Origin of the sequence: Pseudomonas sp. NC02 (assembly GCF_002874965.1) — a bacterium.
In the GTDB taxonomy this organism is placed as follows: domain Bacteria; phylum Pseudomonadota; class Gammaproteobacteria; order Pseudomonadales; family Pseudomonadaceae; genus Aquipseudomonas.
The window spans coordinates 4,172,148-4,188,051 of sequence record NZ_CP025624.1 but is presented as its reverse complement, the minus strand read 5'-3'; the positions used below and the strand labels follow the sequence as shown (position 1 = coordinate 4,188,051).

The 15,904-nt window shown below is 61.4% G+C and carries 13 protein-coding genes; 2 read left to right on the top strand and 11 right to left on the bottom strand.

Annotated features, from left to right (window positions below):
* Positions 1–3: 3 nt before the first annotated feature.
* A complete protein-coding gene (locus C0058_RS19685; RefSeq protein ID WP_008435892.1) occupies positions 4–702 on the bottom strand; it encodes a CoA transferase subunit A in 699 nt (232 codons plus the stop codon).
* 133 nt (positions 703–835) lie between these two features.
* On the opposite strand from C0058_RS19685, the gene C0058_RS19680 reads away from it, so the two are divergent.
* Positions 836–1,744, top strand: a complete 909-nt coding sequence (locus C0058_RS19680; RefSeq protein WP_102369381.1) for a LysR family transcriptional regulator — start codon at positions 836–838, stop codon at positions 1,742–1,744.
* A gap of 64 nt (positions 1,745–1,808) precedes the next feature.
* On the opposite strand, the gene C0058_RS19675 is transcribed toward C0058_RS19680, so the two are convergent.
* From C0058_RS19675 to C0058_RS19645, 6 genes are all read right to left on the bottom strand, one after another.
* Positions 1,809–2,138, bottom strand: coding sequence for a hypothetical protein (locus C0058_RS19675; protein ID WP_102369380.1), 330 nt, complete (start codon positions 2,136–2,138; stop codon positions 1,809–1,811).
* A gap of 626 nt (positions 2,139–2,764) precedes the next feature.
* Positions 2,765–3,613 carry an NAD-dependent protein deacetylase gene (locus C0058_RS19670; RefSeq protein WP_102369379.1) on the bottom strand — a complete coding sequence of 283 codons (849 nt, stop codon included), beginning with the start codon at positions 3,611–3,613 and terminating at the stop codon, positions 2,765–2,767.
* Positions 3,614–3,627: 14 nt separating this feature from the next.
* Entirely contained in the window at positions 3,628–4,068 is a 441-nt protein-coding gene (locus C0058_RS19665) for a CBS domain-containing protein (protein WP_003211614.1), read from the bottom strand.
* A 135-nt stretch (positions 4,069–4,203) separates the two neighbouring features.
* A complete protein-coding gene (locus tag C0058_RS19660; RefSeq protein WP_102369378.1) occupies positions 4,204–6,153 on the bottom strand; it encodes a DNA topoisomerase III in 1,950 nt (649 codons plus the stop codon).
* Positions 6,154–6,388: 235 nt separating this feature from the next.
* A complete protein-coding gene (locus tag C0058_RS19650) occupies positions 6,389–8,011 on the bottom strand; it encodes an MFS transporter (RefSeq protein ID WP_008435879.1) in 1,623 nt (540 codons plus the stop codon).
* 158 nt (positions 8,012–8,169) lie between these two features.
* A complete protein-coding gene (locus C0058_RS19645; RefSeq protein ID WP_102369376.1) occupies positions 8,170–9,813 on the bottom strand; it encodes a GMC family oxidoreductase in 1,644 nt (547 codons plus the stop codon).
* A gap of 129 nt (positions 9,814–9,942) precedes the next feature.
* On the opposite strand from C0058_RS19645, the gene C0058_RS19640 reads away from it, so the two are divergent.
* Entirely contained in the window at positions 9,943–10,833 is an 891-nt protein-coding gene (locus C0058_RS19640) for a LysR family transcriptional regulator (RefSeq protein WP_003211603.1), read from the top strand.
* Here C0058_RS19640 and C0058_RS19635 read toward each other — a convergent pair.
* The 4 genes from C0058_RS19635 to C0058_RS19620 all read right to left on the bottom strand — a co-directional run bounded on the left by C0058_RS19635 (position 10,830) and on the right by C0058_RS19620 (position 15,903).
* Positions 10,830–12,689 (bottom strand): DUF3857 domain-containing transglutaminase family protein, encoded by a 1,860-nt coding sequence (locus C0058_RS19635; RefSeq protein WP_008435877.1) that lies wholly within the window; start codon positions 12,687–12,689, stop codon positions 10,830–10,832. The two genes, C0058_RS19640 and C0058_RS19635, sit on opposite strands and share 4 nt — an antisense overlap.
* 150 nt (positions 12,690–12,839) lie before the next feature.
* On the bottom strand, positions 12,840–13,937 hold the full coding sequence (locus tag C0058_RS19630; RefSeq protein WP_008435876.1) for a DNA alkylation repair protein: 1,098 nt from the start codon (positions 13,935–13,937) through the stop codon (positions 12,840–12,842).
* Between the two features lie 50 nt (positions 13,938–13,987).
* The gene (locus C0058_RS19625; protein ID WP_087694088.1) at positions 13,988–15,334 is read right to left on the bottom strand and encodes a glutamine synthetase family protein; all 1,347 of its coding nucleotides are present in this window, start codon (positions 15,332–15,334) and stop codon (positions 13,988–13,990) included.
* Positions 15,335–15,345: 11 nt separating this feature from the next.
* The gene (locus C0058_RS19620) at positions 15,346–15,903 is read right to left on the bottom strand and encodes a helix-turn-helix domain-containing protein (RefSeq protein WP_003211595.1); all 558 of its coding nucleotides are present in this window, start codon (positions 15,901–15,903) and stop codon (positions 15,346–15,348) included.
* Position 15,904 lies beyond the last annotated feature (1 nt).

Here is a 15,904-nt window from a genome sequence, read left to right as displayed (position 1 = left end):
GGATTATTTGCGGAGGGTGCGCTGTTCGATGCGCTTCTCGAAGGTGCCGCAAATGATCCGGTCGACGTAGATCCCTGGGGTGTGGATATGCGCCGGGTCCAGCTCGCCCGGTTCGACGATTTCTTCGACTTCGACCACGGTGATCCTGCCGGCGGTGGCGGCCAGCGGGTTGAAGTTCTGGGCGGTATGGCGATAGATCACATTACCGAAGTGGTCGGCTTTCCAGCCTTTGACGATGGCGAAGTCGCCGGTGATGGATTCTTCCATCAGGTACGGGCGACCGTTGAACTCGCGGGTTTCCTTGCCTTCAGCGACTGGCGTGCCGACACCGGTGGCGGTGAAGAAGGCCGGGATGCCGGCACCGCCTGCGCGCAGTTTTTCGGCGAGGGTGCCTTGGGGCGTCAGGACCACTTCGATTTCGCCGCTGAGCAGTTGCTTCTCGAACAGGGCGTTTTCACCGACGTAGGACGCGAAGACCTTGCTGATCTGCTTGCCTTCCAGCAGCAGGCCCAGGCCGAAGCCGTCGACGCCGCAGTTGTTGGAGACCACGGTCAGGTTGCGGGTGCCCTTGCGCTTGATTTCGGCAATGAGGTTTTCCGGGATGCCGCACAGGCCAAAACCACCGGCAAGTACCGTCATGCCATCTTCCAGGCCTGCCAGCGCCTCTTCATAGGACGCTACGCGTTTATCAAAACCTGCCATATGCACCTCTTTTATTGTTTGTGGGCCAGCCATATGAACCGAGTGTTGCGCCGACGGATTGATTTGTTAAGTTGTTTTTTAAGGTTGATTGATTTAAAAAACAGCATAGTCCTCAGCCATCGGGAGAAGCTTGATGACAGTTAAACAGATGCGCGCCTTTCTTGCCGTGGCCCAGACCTTGAGCTTTGCGGCCGCCTGTGAGCGTTTGCATCTTTCCCAGTCGGCCTTGAGCCTGACCATCAAAGGCCTGGAAGAAGGCCTGGGCGGGCGCCTGTTCAGCCGCAATACGCGCAATGTCGCGCTGACCCCTGAAGGCGAATCCCTGCTGCCCCTGGCCCGGCGCTTGATCGCCGACTGGGACAATGCCGAGGATGAGTTGCGCCAGCGTTTCACCCTGCAGCGCGGGCGGGTAACGGTGGCGGCGATGCCGTCGTTTGCCGGAAACCTGCTGCCACCGATCCTGAAGATTTTTCGCGCGCGCTATCCCCAGGTCAACGTAACGGTGAATGACGTGATCAACGAGCAGGTGCTGGAAATGGTCCGCGATCGCCAAGTGGAGTTGGGCGTGGCGTTTGAACCGTCGGAAAGCTCATCGCTGGTGTTCACCCCGCTGTATGTGGACCGCTTTGTGGCGGTGGTGCCCGGTGACTCGCCATTGGCACGCCGCGCCGATATCGCCTGGCACACCCTGCTGGAACAACCCTTCATCACCTTGCAGCGCCCGTCCACGGTACGAGTGATGCTTGAAGAACACTTGAAGGCGCTGGACCTGAAGCTGCCCGTAGCCCTGGAGAGCCATCAACTGGCGACGGTGGGCAAGATGGTTGCCAGTGGCTTGGGCGTGAGTGCAGTGCCGGCGTTGTGTGCACGCCAAATGCAGGAGGCAGGCGCCCATTGCATCACCTTGAGCGATCCGGTGATCGAACGGCCGATTGGTGTACTGACCAAGCCCGGCCACGAACTTTCAGCGGCGGCCCAGGCCATGTTTGATATTTTTTGCGATGAAGCGGGGAAGGGGCGTTTCCCGGCGTTGTTGCAATAACCGTCGGCCATAAAAAAGCCTGCTCGTTTTAAGCGAGCAGGCTTAAGTGATAAGTGCGTAGTTATCAGCAGTATCTGTCGATCACCTTAACGTGCGAATGGCCTTTAAGGTTCTGCCACTCGGTATTAAGTGTATGGAAGACCTGCTCGATAAAGTTGCGATCGGCGGCGGCTTTCTTGCCGACATAACCCTGGCCGCGGCGGTACATCTTCAGGCGCGCTGCCAGTTCACGGTTATTCCTGTCGAACTCTTCTTCCACGGTGTGGGGCGCCAGGCAGTCAATATGGACCTGGCCCGATTTACCAATCCAGAGGATATGGTCGTCGAGCGTGTCTTTCTGCGCTGCGAACATCTCAGCCAATTCATCGATAGTTGGTTGGTTGTTCAGATTCATGTGTAAGCCCCTTGACCAGTTGGCGATCTCTAGTTGATCCGTTAAAACTACTAAGTTGTCTCCGGCTCAGAAAACCGGGCGTCAGCGACTGTCTGCCGAATACGGGCAGGGTCTTGAACCGATGCATGTAGTCTTGCTGATGACCTGCTACGCAATGGTTTCATAACGAAGACAAGCAGCGTTTGAGCTCCTTGTACCGATCCTTTCGGGCCGGTCAGCTTCATCAATCTGCCTTGTGGGCAGTGCACATCCGGAAAAAACAGCTCGGCGGTCAGACGAGCTTGTTCAAAACGCGTGTTACCAACGCTCCCGATCCGGGAGACGCTTGAATCATGCAATTACAAAACGGTTACGTCAACGATTATGTAGTGATTATTTTTGAGCACTACATAAATCCTTGCAGGGCGGGGGTGTGAGCGGAAAACGTGACTTGGGCGTCATTTTTCGTGCGGGCAGGTCGCGGGATCCGGGGGCTTTTTGTGGCGAGGGAGCTTGCTCCCGCTGGGGTGCGAAGCGCCCCCACCAGGCTGACTGCGGTTCTTCAGGAATCATTCGGTTGTCGGTTTTGGGGCTGCTGCGCAGCCCAGCGGGAGCAAGCTCCCTCGCCACAGAAAAGCAGGATTGGGCTATCCCAGGCGTTCTGCCAGCAACGGCAACAAACGTTCGCAGGAGGCTTCGATCTTGAGTTGCAGCAACTCATCGCCCCGTGTCTTGCCCAGATTGATGGCAATCACGGGCTTGCCTTGCTCGACCATCGCCTTGCACAACCGAAACGCTGAATACGCCATCAGCGACGAACCCACCACTAGCAATCCTTCTGCGTCATCCACCGCCGCCATCGCCTTGGCTGCCGTGCCCTGGGCGACGTTCTCACCGAAAAACACCACGTCCGGTTTCAACCGTTGCCCGCCGCAGTGGGGGCAGCGGGGCACCTGAAAACGTCCTTCAAAGGCCGGGTCCAGCAGGGTGTCACCGTCGGGGGCTTGAACGGCATCCACACCCGCCAGGTACGGATTCTCCGCTTCCATCTGGCGCTGGATCAGATCCCGCTCGCTGGTCTGCTGGCAATCCAGGCACAGCACCCGGTGCAGGCTGCCGTGGAGTTCGATCACATCATGGCTGCCAGCCTGATCGTGCAGGGTGTCGACGTTCTGGGTGATCAGCCCGGCAATGCGCTGACGTTGCTGCAGAGTGGCCAGGGCGATATGCGCCGCGTTCGGCTGCGCGACACGCACCCTCGGCCAGCCGAGCATCGCCCGCGCCCAGTAGCGGCGGCGCGCCTGCGGGGTTGCCAGGAACTCCTGGTACATCATCGGCGCCTTGCCCCGGCGCACGCCTTCGCTGTCGCGATAATCGGGAATCCCCGAAGAGGTGCTGATACCCGCACCGGTCAGCACCAGGAAGCGCCGTTCGGCCATGGCCCGGTGCAGGTTGTCGAGCTGGTTATCGACTTGATGTTGCAGGGTATCGAGCATGGGGTCCCCAATGATTATTCGCCGCGAATGTACTGCTCCAGCTGTTTGATCAGGTCGGCCTGTTCGGCAATCGCTTCCTTGACCAGGTCGCCGATGGACAGCAGGCCAAGGAGCTCGCCGTTCTCCACCACAGGCAGGTGCCGCAGATGTCGGTCAGTCATGATCGTCATGCACGTCTCGACAGTCTGGTGAGTGTCGACGGTGATCACCGGTGAATTCATGATCTCGTGGGCTTTGGTCGTCACCGAAGACAATCCATGGAGGATGACCTTACGGGCATAGTCTCGTTCACTGATGATGCCCACCACCTTGCCGTCCTGGAGCACTGGCAAGGCCCCGACGTTTTTCGAAGCCATCACGATCAAGGCCTCAAATACCGTATGGTCGTGGGGGATGGTGTGGACTTGATGGTTATGCTGGTCTTTGGACTTCAGCACTTGGGCAACGGTTTTCATGGAGGCCACTCCGGTGTTGTTATTGTTGGGAGGTTAGCAGGCCCTACAGAATCCTGGATGGCCTGCAGCAGGGCAAGGTCCAAAGCGGCATACATCCCGTCGAAAAACGTCATTGTCGCGATTTCTTAGTGCTTCTCAGCCTTTGTTTGCCGGTTTCGCCGCCCGCTTCGGGCTGGTGGCCGTCTTGCGCTTGGCCGGTTTGCGTTTGTTTTTCCACGGTGTGGCGCCACGGCCGGCCGGGCTGGCCGGGCCGCTGATGGTCAGGCGCATGCCAGTGCAGCGGGTCACCTGTTTGCTCATCCATGCCGCCTGTTTGGCGACGAACTCTTCCAGGCTCATCTCGCCGCTTTGTACCATGTCCAGTGCCTGCTCCCAGATAGCGGTGGTACCGGGGTCGGCAATTGCCCGTGGCACTGCATCAATCAGGCTGAAAGCGGCGGGTGTTGCCGACAGCGCCTTGCCGTTTTTCACCAGGTAGCCGCGGTCCAGCAGGCCCTGGATGATCCCGGCGCGGGTGGCTTCGGTGCCGATCCCGGTGGTGTCCTTTAGCTTTTGCTTGAGCAGCGGGTCTTCCACCAGCTTGGCGACGTTTTTCATCGCCTTGATCAGGTCGCCTTCGGTGAAGGGTTTGGGTGGCTGGGTCCACAGGTCCTTGAGGTTGACCTTGGCCACGGCGTAGTCCTGCCCCTGAACCAGTGTTGGCAAGGACTGCGGCGCAGGTGCTTCACGGCCCTTGGCCGGCGCCAATGCTTCCGGCAATGCGCGTTTCCAGCCAGGCTCGACGATGACTTTACCGACAGCCCGCAAGGCTTCACCGGCACAATCGAAATCTGCCTGGGTACGGTCGTACTCGTGGTTGGGCAGGAACTGCGCGAGATAGCGGGCGCGAATCAGGGTGTAGACGGCGCGATGCTTGCCCGTCAATTGCCCGACATCCTTGCCGGCGCCGGTGGGAATGATGCCGTGGTGAGCGCTGACCTTGGCGTCGTTCCAGGCTCGGGAGCGTCGCTTCGGATCGATGTGTGGCATCAATTCATTCACCGCCGGATCGGCCCGCCCCAGCGCCGCGAGGATTTTCGGAGCGTCGCCGTGCTGGCTAAGGGGCAGGTAGCCGCAATCGCTGCGTGGGTAAGTGATGACCTTGTGGGTTTCGTAGAGCGACTGGGCAACATCCAGGGTTTCCTGGGCGCCGAGGCCAAGCTTTTTCGAGCAGATTTCCTGCAGGGTGCCGAGGTCGAAGGGCAGGGGCGCGACGTCGCGCATGCGCTCGGTACGCAGTTTGACCAGCCGCGCACTGGCGGCGTTGCTCATGGCATTGGCGGCGTCCCGGGCAAGCTGCGGATTGAGGCAGCGGCCCTGATCGTCACAGGCGTCTTCTGTTGCGCGCCACTGCGCCGTAAAGGTGATGTCGTCGTGGAGCAGATCCACATCGATGGCCCAATAAGCGACGGGTACAAAGTCGGCAATGCTGCGGTCCCGGTCTACCACCAGGCGCAGGGTCGGGGTTTGCACACGCCCAACCGGCAACACGCCCTGATAACCGGACTGTTGGCCCAGCAGGGTAAACAGGCGGCTCATGTTCATCCCGATCAGCCAGTCGGCACGGGAGCGGCCAAGGGCCGAATGGTAGAGGCTGAAGGTTTCAGCACCGGGCTTCAACGAGGCCAGGGCCTTGCGGATCGACGCGTCGTCGAGCGCCGAGAGCCATAGCCGCTGGATGGGGCCGCGATAACGGCAATGCTCCACCAGCTCACGGGCGATCATCTCGCCCTCACGGTCGGCATCGGTGGCGATCACCAATTCCTGGGCTTCCCCCAGCAGACGCTTGACCGCCTTGAACTGGCTGGCGGTCTTGGGCTTGACCAGCATCTTCCACTTTTCGGGGATGATCGGCAGGTCGGCCAGCACCCAGCGCTTGTACTTGGCGTCGTAGCTGTCGGGCGGGGCGGTTTCCAGCAGGTGGCCGATGCACCAGGTCACCGTCACGCCTGAGCCCAGCCAGCAACCGTCGCCACGCCGGGTCGCGCCGAGCACGGCGGCGATATCCTTGGCCTGGGACGGTTTTTCACAGAGGAACAGCCGCATGGTCACCACATTCGCTACGCAATTGAATGGGGAGCAGGATGGGCAATAAATCAGAATTGGGCAACTTTTATCTGGATGGATATACAGCAATTTGTGTGTCTGGTGCTAAACCCAATGTGGGAGCGGGTTTGCTCGCGAACGCGGTGTATCAGTCAACCTATCCGGCGACTGACACCCCGCTTTCGCGAGCAAGCCCGCTCCCACACTGAAACTCCAGCGTCGGCCGGATCGACGTTTAGTTATTGTCGATATCGACGTTCTTGGTTTCTTTCAGGCAAATCAGCCCCACGATCAGGCTCACCCCGGTAATGACCACCGGGTACCACAGCCCATAGAAAATATCCCCGGTGTACACCACCAGCGCAAACGACACCGTCGGCAGGAAGCCACCAAACCAGCCATTCCCGATGTGGTATGGCAGCGACAGCGAGGTGTAGCGGATGCGTGTCGGGAACAGCTCCACCATCAGCGCTGCCAGCGGGCCGTAGCACATGGCGGCGATCAGGATCAGCGCGACGATCAGCACCACCACCATGGTTTTGTTGACCTGGGCCACATCAGCCGATTGCGGATAACCCGCCAGGGTCACCGCGCCTTTCAGGGCGGCTTCGTCGTAACCGTCGATACGCACATCACCCACGCTCACCTGCACCGCGCTGCCCGCCGGGGCGGCCGCGCTTTCGTACGGCAGGCCCTGTTTCACCAGGAAGGTCTTGACCTTGTCGCAGGGGCTGTCAAAACGCGCCTTGCCCACCGGGTCGAACTGGAAGGTGCAGGTGGCCGGGTCTGCCAATACGGTGATCGGCGACTGGCGGCTGGCGTGGTCCATCGCCGGGTTGGTGTAGTGCGCCAGGCCCTTGAAGATCGGGAAGTACAGCGCGGTGGCCAGCAGCAGGCCGACCATCAACACCGGCTTGCGTCCCAGCTTGTCCGAAAGCCAGCCGAAGAAGATGAAGAACGGCGCACCAATCACCACGCTGATGATCAGCAGCATGTTGGCCAGTGCCGGATCCATCTTCAAAAACTGTGTGAGGAAGAACAGCACATAAAACTGCGCGGCATAGAACGTCACTGCCTGGCCGGCGTTGATGCTGAACAGCGCAATCAGCACGATCTTGAGGTTTTCCCATTTGCCGAACGACTCGCGGATCGGCGACTTGCTGGCCTTGCCTTCCTCTTTCATTTTCAGGAACGCCGGCGACTCGTGCAGGCTCATGCGGATCCAGGTGGAGATACCCAGCAGCACGATCGACAGCAGGAACGGCAGGCGCCAGCCCCACACTTCGAATTGGTCGCCGGTGAAGTAACGGCACGCCAGCACCACCAGCAACGACAGCAACAGACCGAGGGTCGCGGTGGATTGAATCCAGCTGGTGTGGAAGCCGCGTTTGCCCGCCGGGGCGTGCTCGGCCACATAGGTGGCTGCGCCGCCGTACTCGCCGCCCAGCGCCAGGCCCTGGAGCATGCGCAGCGCGACGAGGATGATCGGTGCGGCAATACCGATGCTCGAATAGGTCGGCAGCAGGCCGACGCAGAAAGTCGCCAGGCCCATCAGGATGATGGTGGCGAGGAAGGTGTACTTGCGCCCGATCATGTCACCCAGCCGACCGAACACCAGCGCGCCGAACGGGCGCACCACAAAGCCGGCGGCGAAGGCCATCAGGGCAAAGATAAACGCCGTGGTGTCGTTGACCCCGGCAAAGAACTGCTTGCTGATTACCGCCGCGAGTGCGCCATAGAGGAAGAAGTCATACCACTCGAACACCGTCCCGAGGGAGGAGGCGAAGATGACTTTCTGTGTGTCGTTGCTGTCTCGCGCCTTGGTGGCGGAGCCCAGGGGTTGAGCGTGTTCTGACATTTGGGTAGCCCTCACAGTGATTATTTATTGTTGTTCCACTGTCGGCGCCACATCGGCGCCGCTATTCCCCTGTAGGAGCCCGGCTTGCCGGCGATGGCGCTCTCAAGCTGTGCACAACACTTGAAAACGCCACCGCCGGCAAGCCGGGCTCCTGCAGGTCAAGCCGGTAAGGTCAGTTCTTTCTCCGGGGCGAGGCTCCTTGTGTTCGGCGAAAGGATAAGCTGCGCGGCTTTTTCCGCGATCATCAGCGTCGGTGAGCAGGTGTTGCCTGAAGTGATGCGGGGCATGACCGACGCGTCGGCGATGCGCAGGCCGGGAACCCCGTGCACTCGCAGTTGGGCGTCGACCACCGCGTCCTTGTCGCTGCCCATGCGGCAGGTGCCCACTGGATGGAAAATCGTGGTGCCAATGCGGGCGGCGGCTTCCTGCAGCTGTTCGTCCGTCTGCAGTTCTGTGCCGGGCAGGTACTCCACCGGGTTGAATTGCTTCAGGGCCGGCGCCGAGACGATGCGTCGGGTCAGGCGAATGGCGTCGGCGGCCACCCGCAGGTCTTCCGGATGGCTGAGGTAGTTGGGGCGGATCAGCGGTGCGTCTGCCGGGTTGGCCGAGCGAATGTCGATGCGGCCACGGCTTTGCGGGCGCAAGTCGCACACCGAAGCGGTGAAGGCCGGGAACCCGTGCAGTGGTTCGCCAAAGCGCTCCAGGGACAGCGGTTGCACGTGGTATTCGAGGTTGGCCGACGTCTGCTCCGGCCCGGAACGGGCGAACGCGCCAAGCTGGCTGGGGGCCATGGACAGCGGGCCGCTGCGGTCATACAGGTAGCGCAGGCCCATGCCCATCTTGCCCCACACGGTGCCGGCGATCTGGTTCAGGGTGCGGGCGTTTTCCAGCTTGTAGATCAGGCGCAGTTGCAGGTGATCCTGCAGGTTGCCGCCCACGCCGGGTAACTCGTGCAGCACATCGATGCCCAAAGGCTTGAGCACGCTGGAGGGGCCGATACCGGAGCGTTGCAGGATGCCGGGCGAACCGACGGAGCCGGCGCACAGGATGATTTCCTTGCGCGCCCGCCACGTGACTGGCTGGCCATTCTGGCGAGCAACCACCGCCGCCGCACGGCCGTTCTCCAGGAGTACGCGGTCGACTTCAACCTCGGTCATCACCGTCAGGTTGGGCCGCTGGCGGATCGGCTTGAGAAACGCCTTGGCCGCATTCCAGCGCACGCCGGATTTCTGATTGACCTGGAAATAGCCACAGCCTTCGTTGTCGCCCTGGTTGAAGTCGCTGATGCTGTCGATACCGCTTTGCTGCGCCGCGTCACGAAACGCATCGAGGATCGGCCAGTGCAGGCGCTGTTGCTCAACCCGCCATTCACCGCCGTCACTGTGAAATTGCGAGGCACCGGCAAAATGGTTTTCGCTCTGCTTGAACAGCGGCAGCACATCCTTCCACGCCCAACCGGGATTGTCCTCGGCCCAGCCGTCGTAATCCCGGGCCTGGCCGCGCATGTAGATCATGCCGTTGATGGACGAGCACCCGCCCAGCACCTTGCCGCGCGGGTAGCTCAGCGCACGGCCTTGCAGGCCTTCCTGGGCTTCGGTCTTGAAGCACCAGTCGGTGCGCGGGTTGCCGATGCAGAACAGGTAGCCGACGGGAATATGGATCCAGGGGTAGTTATCGCGACCGCCTGCTTCAAGCAGCAACACGCGATGGGCAGGGTTGGCAGACAGTCGATTGGCCAGCAGGCAGCCCGCCGGGCCGGCGCCTACCACCACGTAATCGTATTCAGCAGCTGCAGAATGCATCTGTGACCTCGCTTGTTTTTCTTATTGGTCCCATCCTAGTTGTTAGTTTTCGTCTTAAAAATGTTAGTTTTTACCCAGCTGCTGTGCGTTTTTAGACAACGCTGCTGTTCAGGGGAAGAAGGGGAAGGCATGTTCGACTGGAATGATCTGCGGTTCTTTCTTGAGTTACAGCGTAGCGGACGCTTGCTCACGGCGGCGCAACGCCTGAAAACCACCCACGCCACCGTGGCCCGGCACATCGAGGCCATCGAGAAAAGCCTGGGCACTGCGCTGTTCGTGCAGCACGCCCAGGGTTACGAACTCACGCCCTCCGGCGAAGCCCTGCTCAAACATGCCGAAGCCATGGAAAACGTGGCGCTGCTGGCCGAAGAAGAACTGACCCATTCCGCCGCGCCCCTGGGCAAGATCCGCCTGGGGGTGGCCGAGGGTTTGGGCGTGATGTTCCTGGCCAGTCGCATGGGCGGCCTGTTCGAACGCTACCCGGGCCTGGAAGTGGAACTGCTGGCAGTGCCACGGTTTGTCAGCATCCTCAACCGCGAAGCGGAAATCAGCATCCACCTCGAACGCCCCAGCGTCGACCAACTGGTGACCCGCAAACTCACCGACTACCGCCTGGCGCTCTACGCCAGCCGCAGCTACCTGGACCGCACACCGCCGATTGAAAAACGCGAGGACCTGGCGGTGCACGCCTGGATCGATTACGTCGACGATTTACTGTTCAGCCAGGAACTGAAATTCCTCAGCAGTTTCTGCCGCAACCCCAAAGTGGTGTTCCACAGCACCAGCGTGATCGCCCAGCACCAGGCGGCGCGCTCGGGGTTGGGAATTGCCGTATTGCCGTGCTTCATGGCGGCGAGCGACCCGGACCTGGTGCCGCTGCTGCCGGCGGAGAGCATCCAGCGCAGCTATTGGATCAGCTCCCGGCGCGAGTTGCACAAGTCGGTAAGGTTGCGGGTGTTGTGGGATTACCTGGTGGAACTCTGCGCGCGGGAGCAAGGGGTTTTGCTGGGGGAGGGTTAGAGCTTCACCACCTGATGCACCTGCTCACCACAGGCACGGATCTCCTTGATCATCTTTTCAAACGGTGCGCTGACAATTTCATCGTGGGTCAGCCAGCGTATTTTCTGCGTCAGGACGTAGTGATAACGCCAGTCGCCCTTGACGCGCTCACCCGTCAGGTCCAGGTCGTACCACGGCGAGCGTACCTGGCAAGCCTTGATGTCCTTGTCGATCTGCCCACCCGACAGTGTGATGGTGTAATCCAGCGTCTCGGGGTTGCCTATGTACAAGTCGGCCAGTTGCCCATTGCGGCGGTAGTTGAGCAGACCGTCCCATTTCTCTTGCAGCAAGGCATCGTTGTAGACGTGGTCGTTGCCCAGCGGTTCCAGGGGCCGCATGTCCGTCAGGGTGGCGCTGACCTTGTAGCTGGCCGGGATCAGGAAGGCGGTGGCGGGGCGCTCGACCTGGCAGTCGGTGATCTGTTTGCCGAAGTTGTCGCAGATGTTCTGGTCGCTGGCGGTGGCGCCTTGCTGGCGGTCGGCGACGCTCAGTTGCATCAGCGGCATGCCGCGAAAATCAACGGTGGCCGAGACCCGGGCGGTGCCCTGGGCGTCGAAGCGCTCCTGTTTGTCGAGGATCAACGTGGGGGCGGCGGGTTGCAGCGGGATGTGTTCTTCACGTACCTGGCCCTCGGCGTTGGTCACCAGCACCCAGCGGTCCTGGATGTCGGGCAGGGTCTGGCCGGGGGCGAAGATCGGGTTGGTCGGGTCCAGCCACCACACCTGGCCATCGACTTCGGCGCGGACGATGGCGTGGTTCGGCGCGCCGGTACCGGGAATCAGCAGCGGGTTAACCACATCGCCGCGGCTGACCCAGGCCGGTTCGGCCTTGATCCCGCTGGCCTTGAGCATGGCGGCCAGCAGCGTCGAAAGGTCTTTGCAGTCGCCGTAGCCGTGCTGCTCGATCTCCGCCAGGCTGAAGGGCACATAGCCGCGATCCGAGGCGCGCCAGTCGCCCAAGTAACGATAGTGGTCGTTGATGTGCTGCATCAGGCCGGCCACCTGTTGTGCCGGTGGCAAGCCGCGAACGGCGGCCACGGCGGCGGCGCCCTGGGGCGGCAGCTTGGCGCCGAGGATCTGGTTGTAGCGTTCGGCAAAGCCGCCGAAGTACTGCTGGCGATCCAGGGAGCTGCCGACTTCGATACGCGGGGCGTGGCGTATGTAGGCGTTGGCGGATTCGTTGATGTAGCTGAGGTAGGTCGGGGCCTTTTGCACCACGTCCAGGGTCTTGCGATTGGCCGATGGCGTAATGCTGAAACCCTCCATCAATTCGCTGCGCCACTCGATCGGCCGCTCGGCGGTGAAGCGTGCCTTGAAGTGGTCGCGCCGTGCGGCGTTGGGGCCGAACTGCAAGGCGTAGTAGAACTCGGTCATCAGCGGTTTGGCCGGGTGATGTTCGCGCACCGTGTAGCGGATTTGCGTGCCGACCCGCAGGTTGGGAAACGCCAGCGAGGTCTGTTTTTCCCGGGAGAAACCCTGGTCCGGGTTGGGGGCGGTGCGGGTGTCGATTTGCGTCGGGTCCAGGGGCACAGGTTTGCCGCCGGGCTGGGTGGACTCGGCCTTGATCAGTTCGAAGCCGTCTTCTTCCTGGTAGCTGAAGTCGATCCGCGAGAGCATTTCGCGGCCGCTTGGCTTGAGGATGGTGTAGTGAAAGCGGGTAGTGCAGTCGACGCTGGCGTCGCGGTTGAAGTGGCAATGCAGCTCGGTGTCGCTGGCCAGTGGGGCTTCGGCCATTGGTTGCAGGGCGGCAAGCGCGCTGTGACTGGCAAGCCCCCAGCTGATGCAGATCAGGGGACGGTAAAACGAAAAACGGAGCATGGGCGCCTCAGGTGGAACATTGACACAAGTACCCTAGGGGTACCGAGAAGGCGCCGGATGATAATGGATCGCAACACGAATGCCTAGCATTGTCCGACAATTAATTACGCTGTAAGGCCCGATCTAGAGCCTTCGTTAATGTTTTAAGGATTATTTTGCGAGTTCAAACTCGACGCTTCCCAGCCGCTCACCGTTCACCAGCACGTGAACCGCATGCTTGCCGGGATAGTGCTTGCGCGTGGTCAATTCACGGATATGTTGGCCACGGCTGATGGCGTGATGTTCTCCGGCACCCAGGGTAAATGCCTTGAGCTTGAACACCTTGGACGCGCTGTGACCGGCGCTTTTCACATAGTCGATGGCGTAGTCGACCACCAGCTTTTGCGACGAATCGGCAGTGGACTCCAGGCTGAAGGACAGGTTGATCCGCTCCCCCAACTTGATCGCCGCCGGCTCGACCTTGAGTTGATGGATCTTCACTTCGGCCCTGGCCCCGGCGCCCATGATCGTCAGCGCCCGGGTGTTGCCTTGCTTGATCAGGCTGCGCAGCGCGTGGCGGGCGATCCACGCGGTGTGGGGGTTATCCAGGGACCAGCCTTCGATCAGGCCCAGCACCCAATCCGGATGGTCCTTGGTGATGTCGTTGAGGTGGTTGGCCACCGACTTGCGCACGTAGAGGCTGCTGTCGGCCTTGAGATTGTCGAGGATCGAAGCGCACAGGTTCGGATCGGCCTGCACCTCGGCCAGGCGAAACGACCATGGCAGCCGTGGCCGTGAACCTTCGCTGGCGAGGCGTCGTACGTGTTCGTTGTCGTCCAGCGACCACTGTTGCATCACCGCCAGGGTGCGCTTGAAATCCTTCAGCAGAAAATGCCGCACGGCAAACTCGGCGGAGCCGAAGGTGGTGAAGTACTTGAGGGCAGCCATGGAGCGCTTGAAATCATCGCCGCCGTAGCTGGCAACGTAGTGGGGCAGGAACAGGCTGACAAAGGCGCTGTTCAGCCGAGGGGCCAGGGCATACAGCAACTTCAGGGTTTGCGGATAATCCAGCGGGATCACAGCGTTGAGGCTTTCACTGACCCGCGCCATGCGCTGCATCACCGACAGGTCTGCCAACCCGGCCTTGGCGTGTTTGAGAAAACCCTTGGCGTCGAACGCCGGGTACACCGCGGTCATTTCGCTGGCGATGTGTTGCAGGCGTTCGGCGTTGAAGATTTCCTTCAGGGCCGGGGCGCTTTGGTCGGTCATGGGCAAGTCCGCGGTTAGCCAGAGATGCCCACGAGGCTAACCATCAGTGCCTAGAGATACCAGCGATATTCCCGCGCATGAATTTCCTGCTGGAATGCCAGGTGGTCCTGGCGTTTGTTTTCGCAATACACGTCGACAAACTCCGCGCCTAGGCCTTCGCGCAACGTCGGCTGATGCTGCATGGCGCGCACCGCCTCCAGCATTTCCACGGGGAAGTCCGCGCCGCTGTTGCGGTCTTCGTTCAGCGGGGCGATGGGCTCCTTCGCTGCTTCAAGACCATGCTCAAGCCCCACCAGAATCGCCGCCAATACCAGATACGGGTTGGCATCGGCACTCGCCAGGCGATGTTCGATGCGCAGGTTGCGCGGGTCGGATTCAGGAATTCGCACGCACGCGTCACGGTCTTCAAAGCCCCAGCACGCGCGGGTTGCCGCGTTGACCGTGCCACCAAGGCGGCGGAAGGCGTTGTGGTTGGGCGAGAAGATCGGCATGCAGTGCGGCAGCAGTTCCAGGCAACCTGCCACCGCGTGGCGCAACGGTTGCTGCTGGTGGGCCGCCAGCAGGTTATTGCCTGCCGCATCGTACAGGCTGACGTGCACATGCATGCCGCTGCCGGGGTGTTGCAGGTAAGGCTTGGCCATGAAGCTGGCGCGATAGCCGTGCTTGAGGGCCACGCCACGGGTGCTGCGGCAGAACAGGGCGGCCCAGTCGGCGGCGCGCAGGCCGTCTTCCAGGTGGCCGAAATTGATTTCGAACTGGCCGGGGCCGAGTTCGGCGGTGATCACCGTGATGTCGATGCCCTGGGCCTTGGCCGTCTCGACCATATCGTCCAACACCGGCGCAAAGCGTGACAGGCGCTCGATGTGCAAGTTGGGCTGGTCGTCCGCGTCATCACTCAGCGGGTCGCGGGCAAATTGCGGCAGGCCGTCGCTGAGCTTTTTGTCGAACAGGTAGAACTCCAGCTCGAACGCGACCACCGGGTGAATGCCTTTGCGCTGCAGGCGTTCCAGCACCTTGGCCAGTACTTCCCGGGGTTCGAATTCGATGGGCGCTTCGGTGCCGTCGGAGGTAATCAACATCTGCCCCAGCGGCTGCGCCTCCCAGCTCACCGGCTTGAGGGTGCCGGGCACCAGGCGGCGGTTGGCGTCCGGGTCGCCGTCGTGGAAGCAATAGTCGCCGATCTTGAACAGGCCGCCCTGGGCACCCAGCAGCACCGCGTTCTGCGGCAGTTTCAACGGGCTGCCGGCGGCGACCTTTTCCAGCATCTCCACCGGGTAGCGCTTGCCGTAGAAATGCCCGGGAATGTCCAGGGCAATCAGGTCGACGTAGCGCACATCGGGATGGTTCTGGCGAAAGGTCCGGACTTCGGCCAAAAGCGTGGAAGCATGGCTTTTCACGGGTGTTGCTCCTAGTTGTAGACCCACAGCACGCGGGCTGGCAGGTCGGTCAGGTTGCCGTAGCGGCAGTGGGCAAAACTGGCCAGGTGGAAGCTGTCGCCGGGGCCCAGGGTGACCGAGTCCGGCTCGCCCTCGACCCACAGCGTCAACTCGCCCTCCAGCACGTAACCGGCCTGTTCGGCACGGTCGCTCATGGTTTGTTCGCCGCTGTTGGCACCGGGGGCCAGCAGGCTGTCGAGGATCGAGAACGCGCCGTGCATGCTCGGCGACACCAGGATGTCGGTGATGCCATTGGCGTAATACACCGTGCGCCGTTCGTTGGGGCGGGTGACCCAGTCCACCGCCTTGGGTTTGGACAGGCTGTAGAAATAGGTGGTGGGCACACCGAGCGCGTGGCTGATGGCTGTGAGGTCGGCCACGGTCGGGCGCGACAGGCCGCGTTCAACCTGGGACAGGAAACCCACGGAACGCTCGATCTTTTGCGCCAGTTGCGCCAGGGTGAGCTTCTTGTGCTTGCGCAGGTCGTGGATCAGGATCGCCAGGGCGTCGAGTTCTTCTTGCTTGTCCATG

What these genes read in the sequence shown, in the direction of transcription:
- C0058_RS19685 (WP_008435892.1), bottom strand. Translation starts at nt 702, where the DNA reads ATGGCAGGTTTTGATAAACGCGTAGCGTCCTATGAAGAGGCGCTGGCA.
- C0058_RS19680 (WP_102369381.1), top strand. Translation starts at nt 836, where the DNA reads ATGACAGTTAAACAGATGCGCGCCTTTCTTGCCGTGGCCCAGACCTTG.
- C0058_RS19675 (WP_102369380.1), bottom strand. Translation starts at nt 2,138, where the DNA reads ATGAATCTGAACAACCAACCAACTATCGATGAATTGGCTGAGATGTTC.
- C0058_RS19670 (WP_102369379.1), bottom strand. Translation starts at nt 3,613, where the DNA reads ATGCTCGATACCCTGCAACATCAAGTCGATAACCAGCTCGACAACCTG.
- C0058_RS19665 (WP_003211614.1), bottom strand. Translation starts at nt 4,068, where the DNA reads ATGAAAACCGTTGCCCAAGTGCTGAAGTCCAAAGACCAGCATAACCAT.
- C0058_RS19660 (WP_102369378.1), bottom strand. Translation starts at nt 6,153, where the DNA reads ATGCGGCTGTTCCTCTGTGAAAAACCGTCCCAGGCCAAGGATATCGCC.
- C0058_RS19650 (WP_008435879.1), bottom strand. Translation starts at nt 8,011, where the DNA reads ATGTCAGAACACGCTCAACCCCTGGGCTCCGCCACCAAGGCGCGAGAC.
- C0058_RS19645 (WP_102369376.1), bottom strand. Translation starts at nt 9,813, where the DNA reads ATGCATTCTGCAGCTGCTGAATACGATTACGTGGTGGTAGGCGCCGGC.
- C0058_RS19640 (WP_003211603.1), top strand. Translation starts at nt 9,943, where the DNA reads ATGTTCGACTGGAATGATCTGCGGTTCTTTCTTGAGTTACAGCGTAGC.
- C0058_RS19635 (WP_008435877.1), bottom strand. Translation starts at nt 12,689, where the DNA reads ATGCTCCGTTTTTCGTTTTACCGTCCCCTGATCTGCATCAGCTGGGGG.
- C0058_RS19630 (WP_008435876.1), bottom strand. Translation starts at nt 13,937, where the DNA reads ATGACCGACCAAAGCGCCCCGGCCCTGAAGGAAATCTTCAACGCCGAA.
- C0058_RS19620 (WP_003211595.1), bottom strand. Translation starts at nt 15,903, where the DNA reads ATGGACAAGCAAGAAGAACTCGACGCCCTGGCGATCCTGATCCACGAC.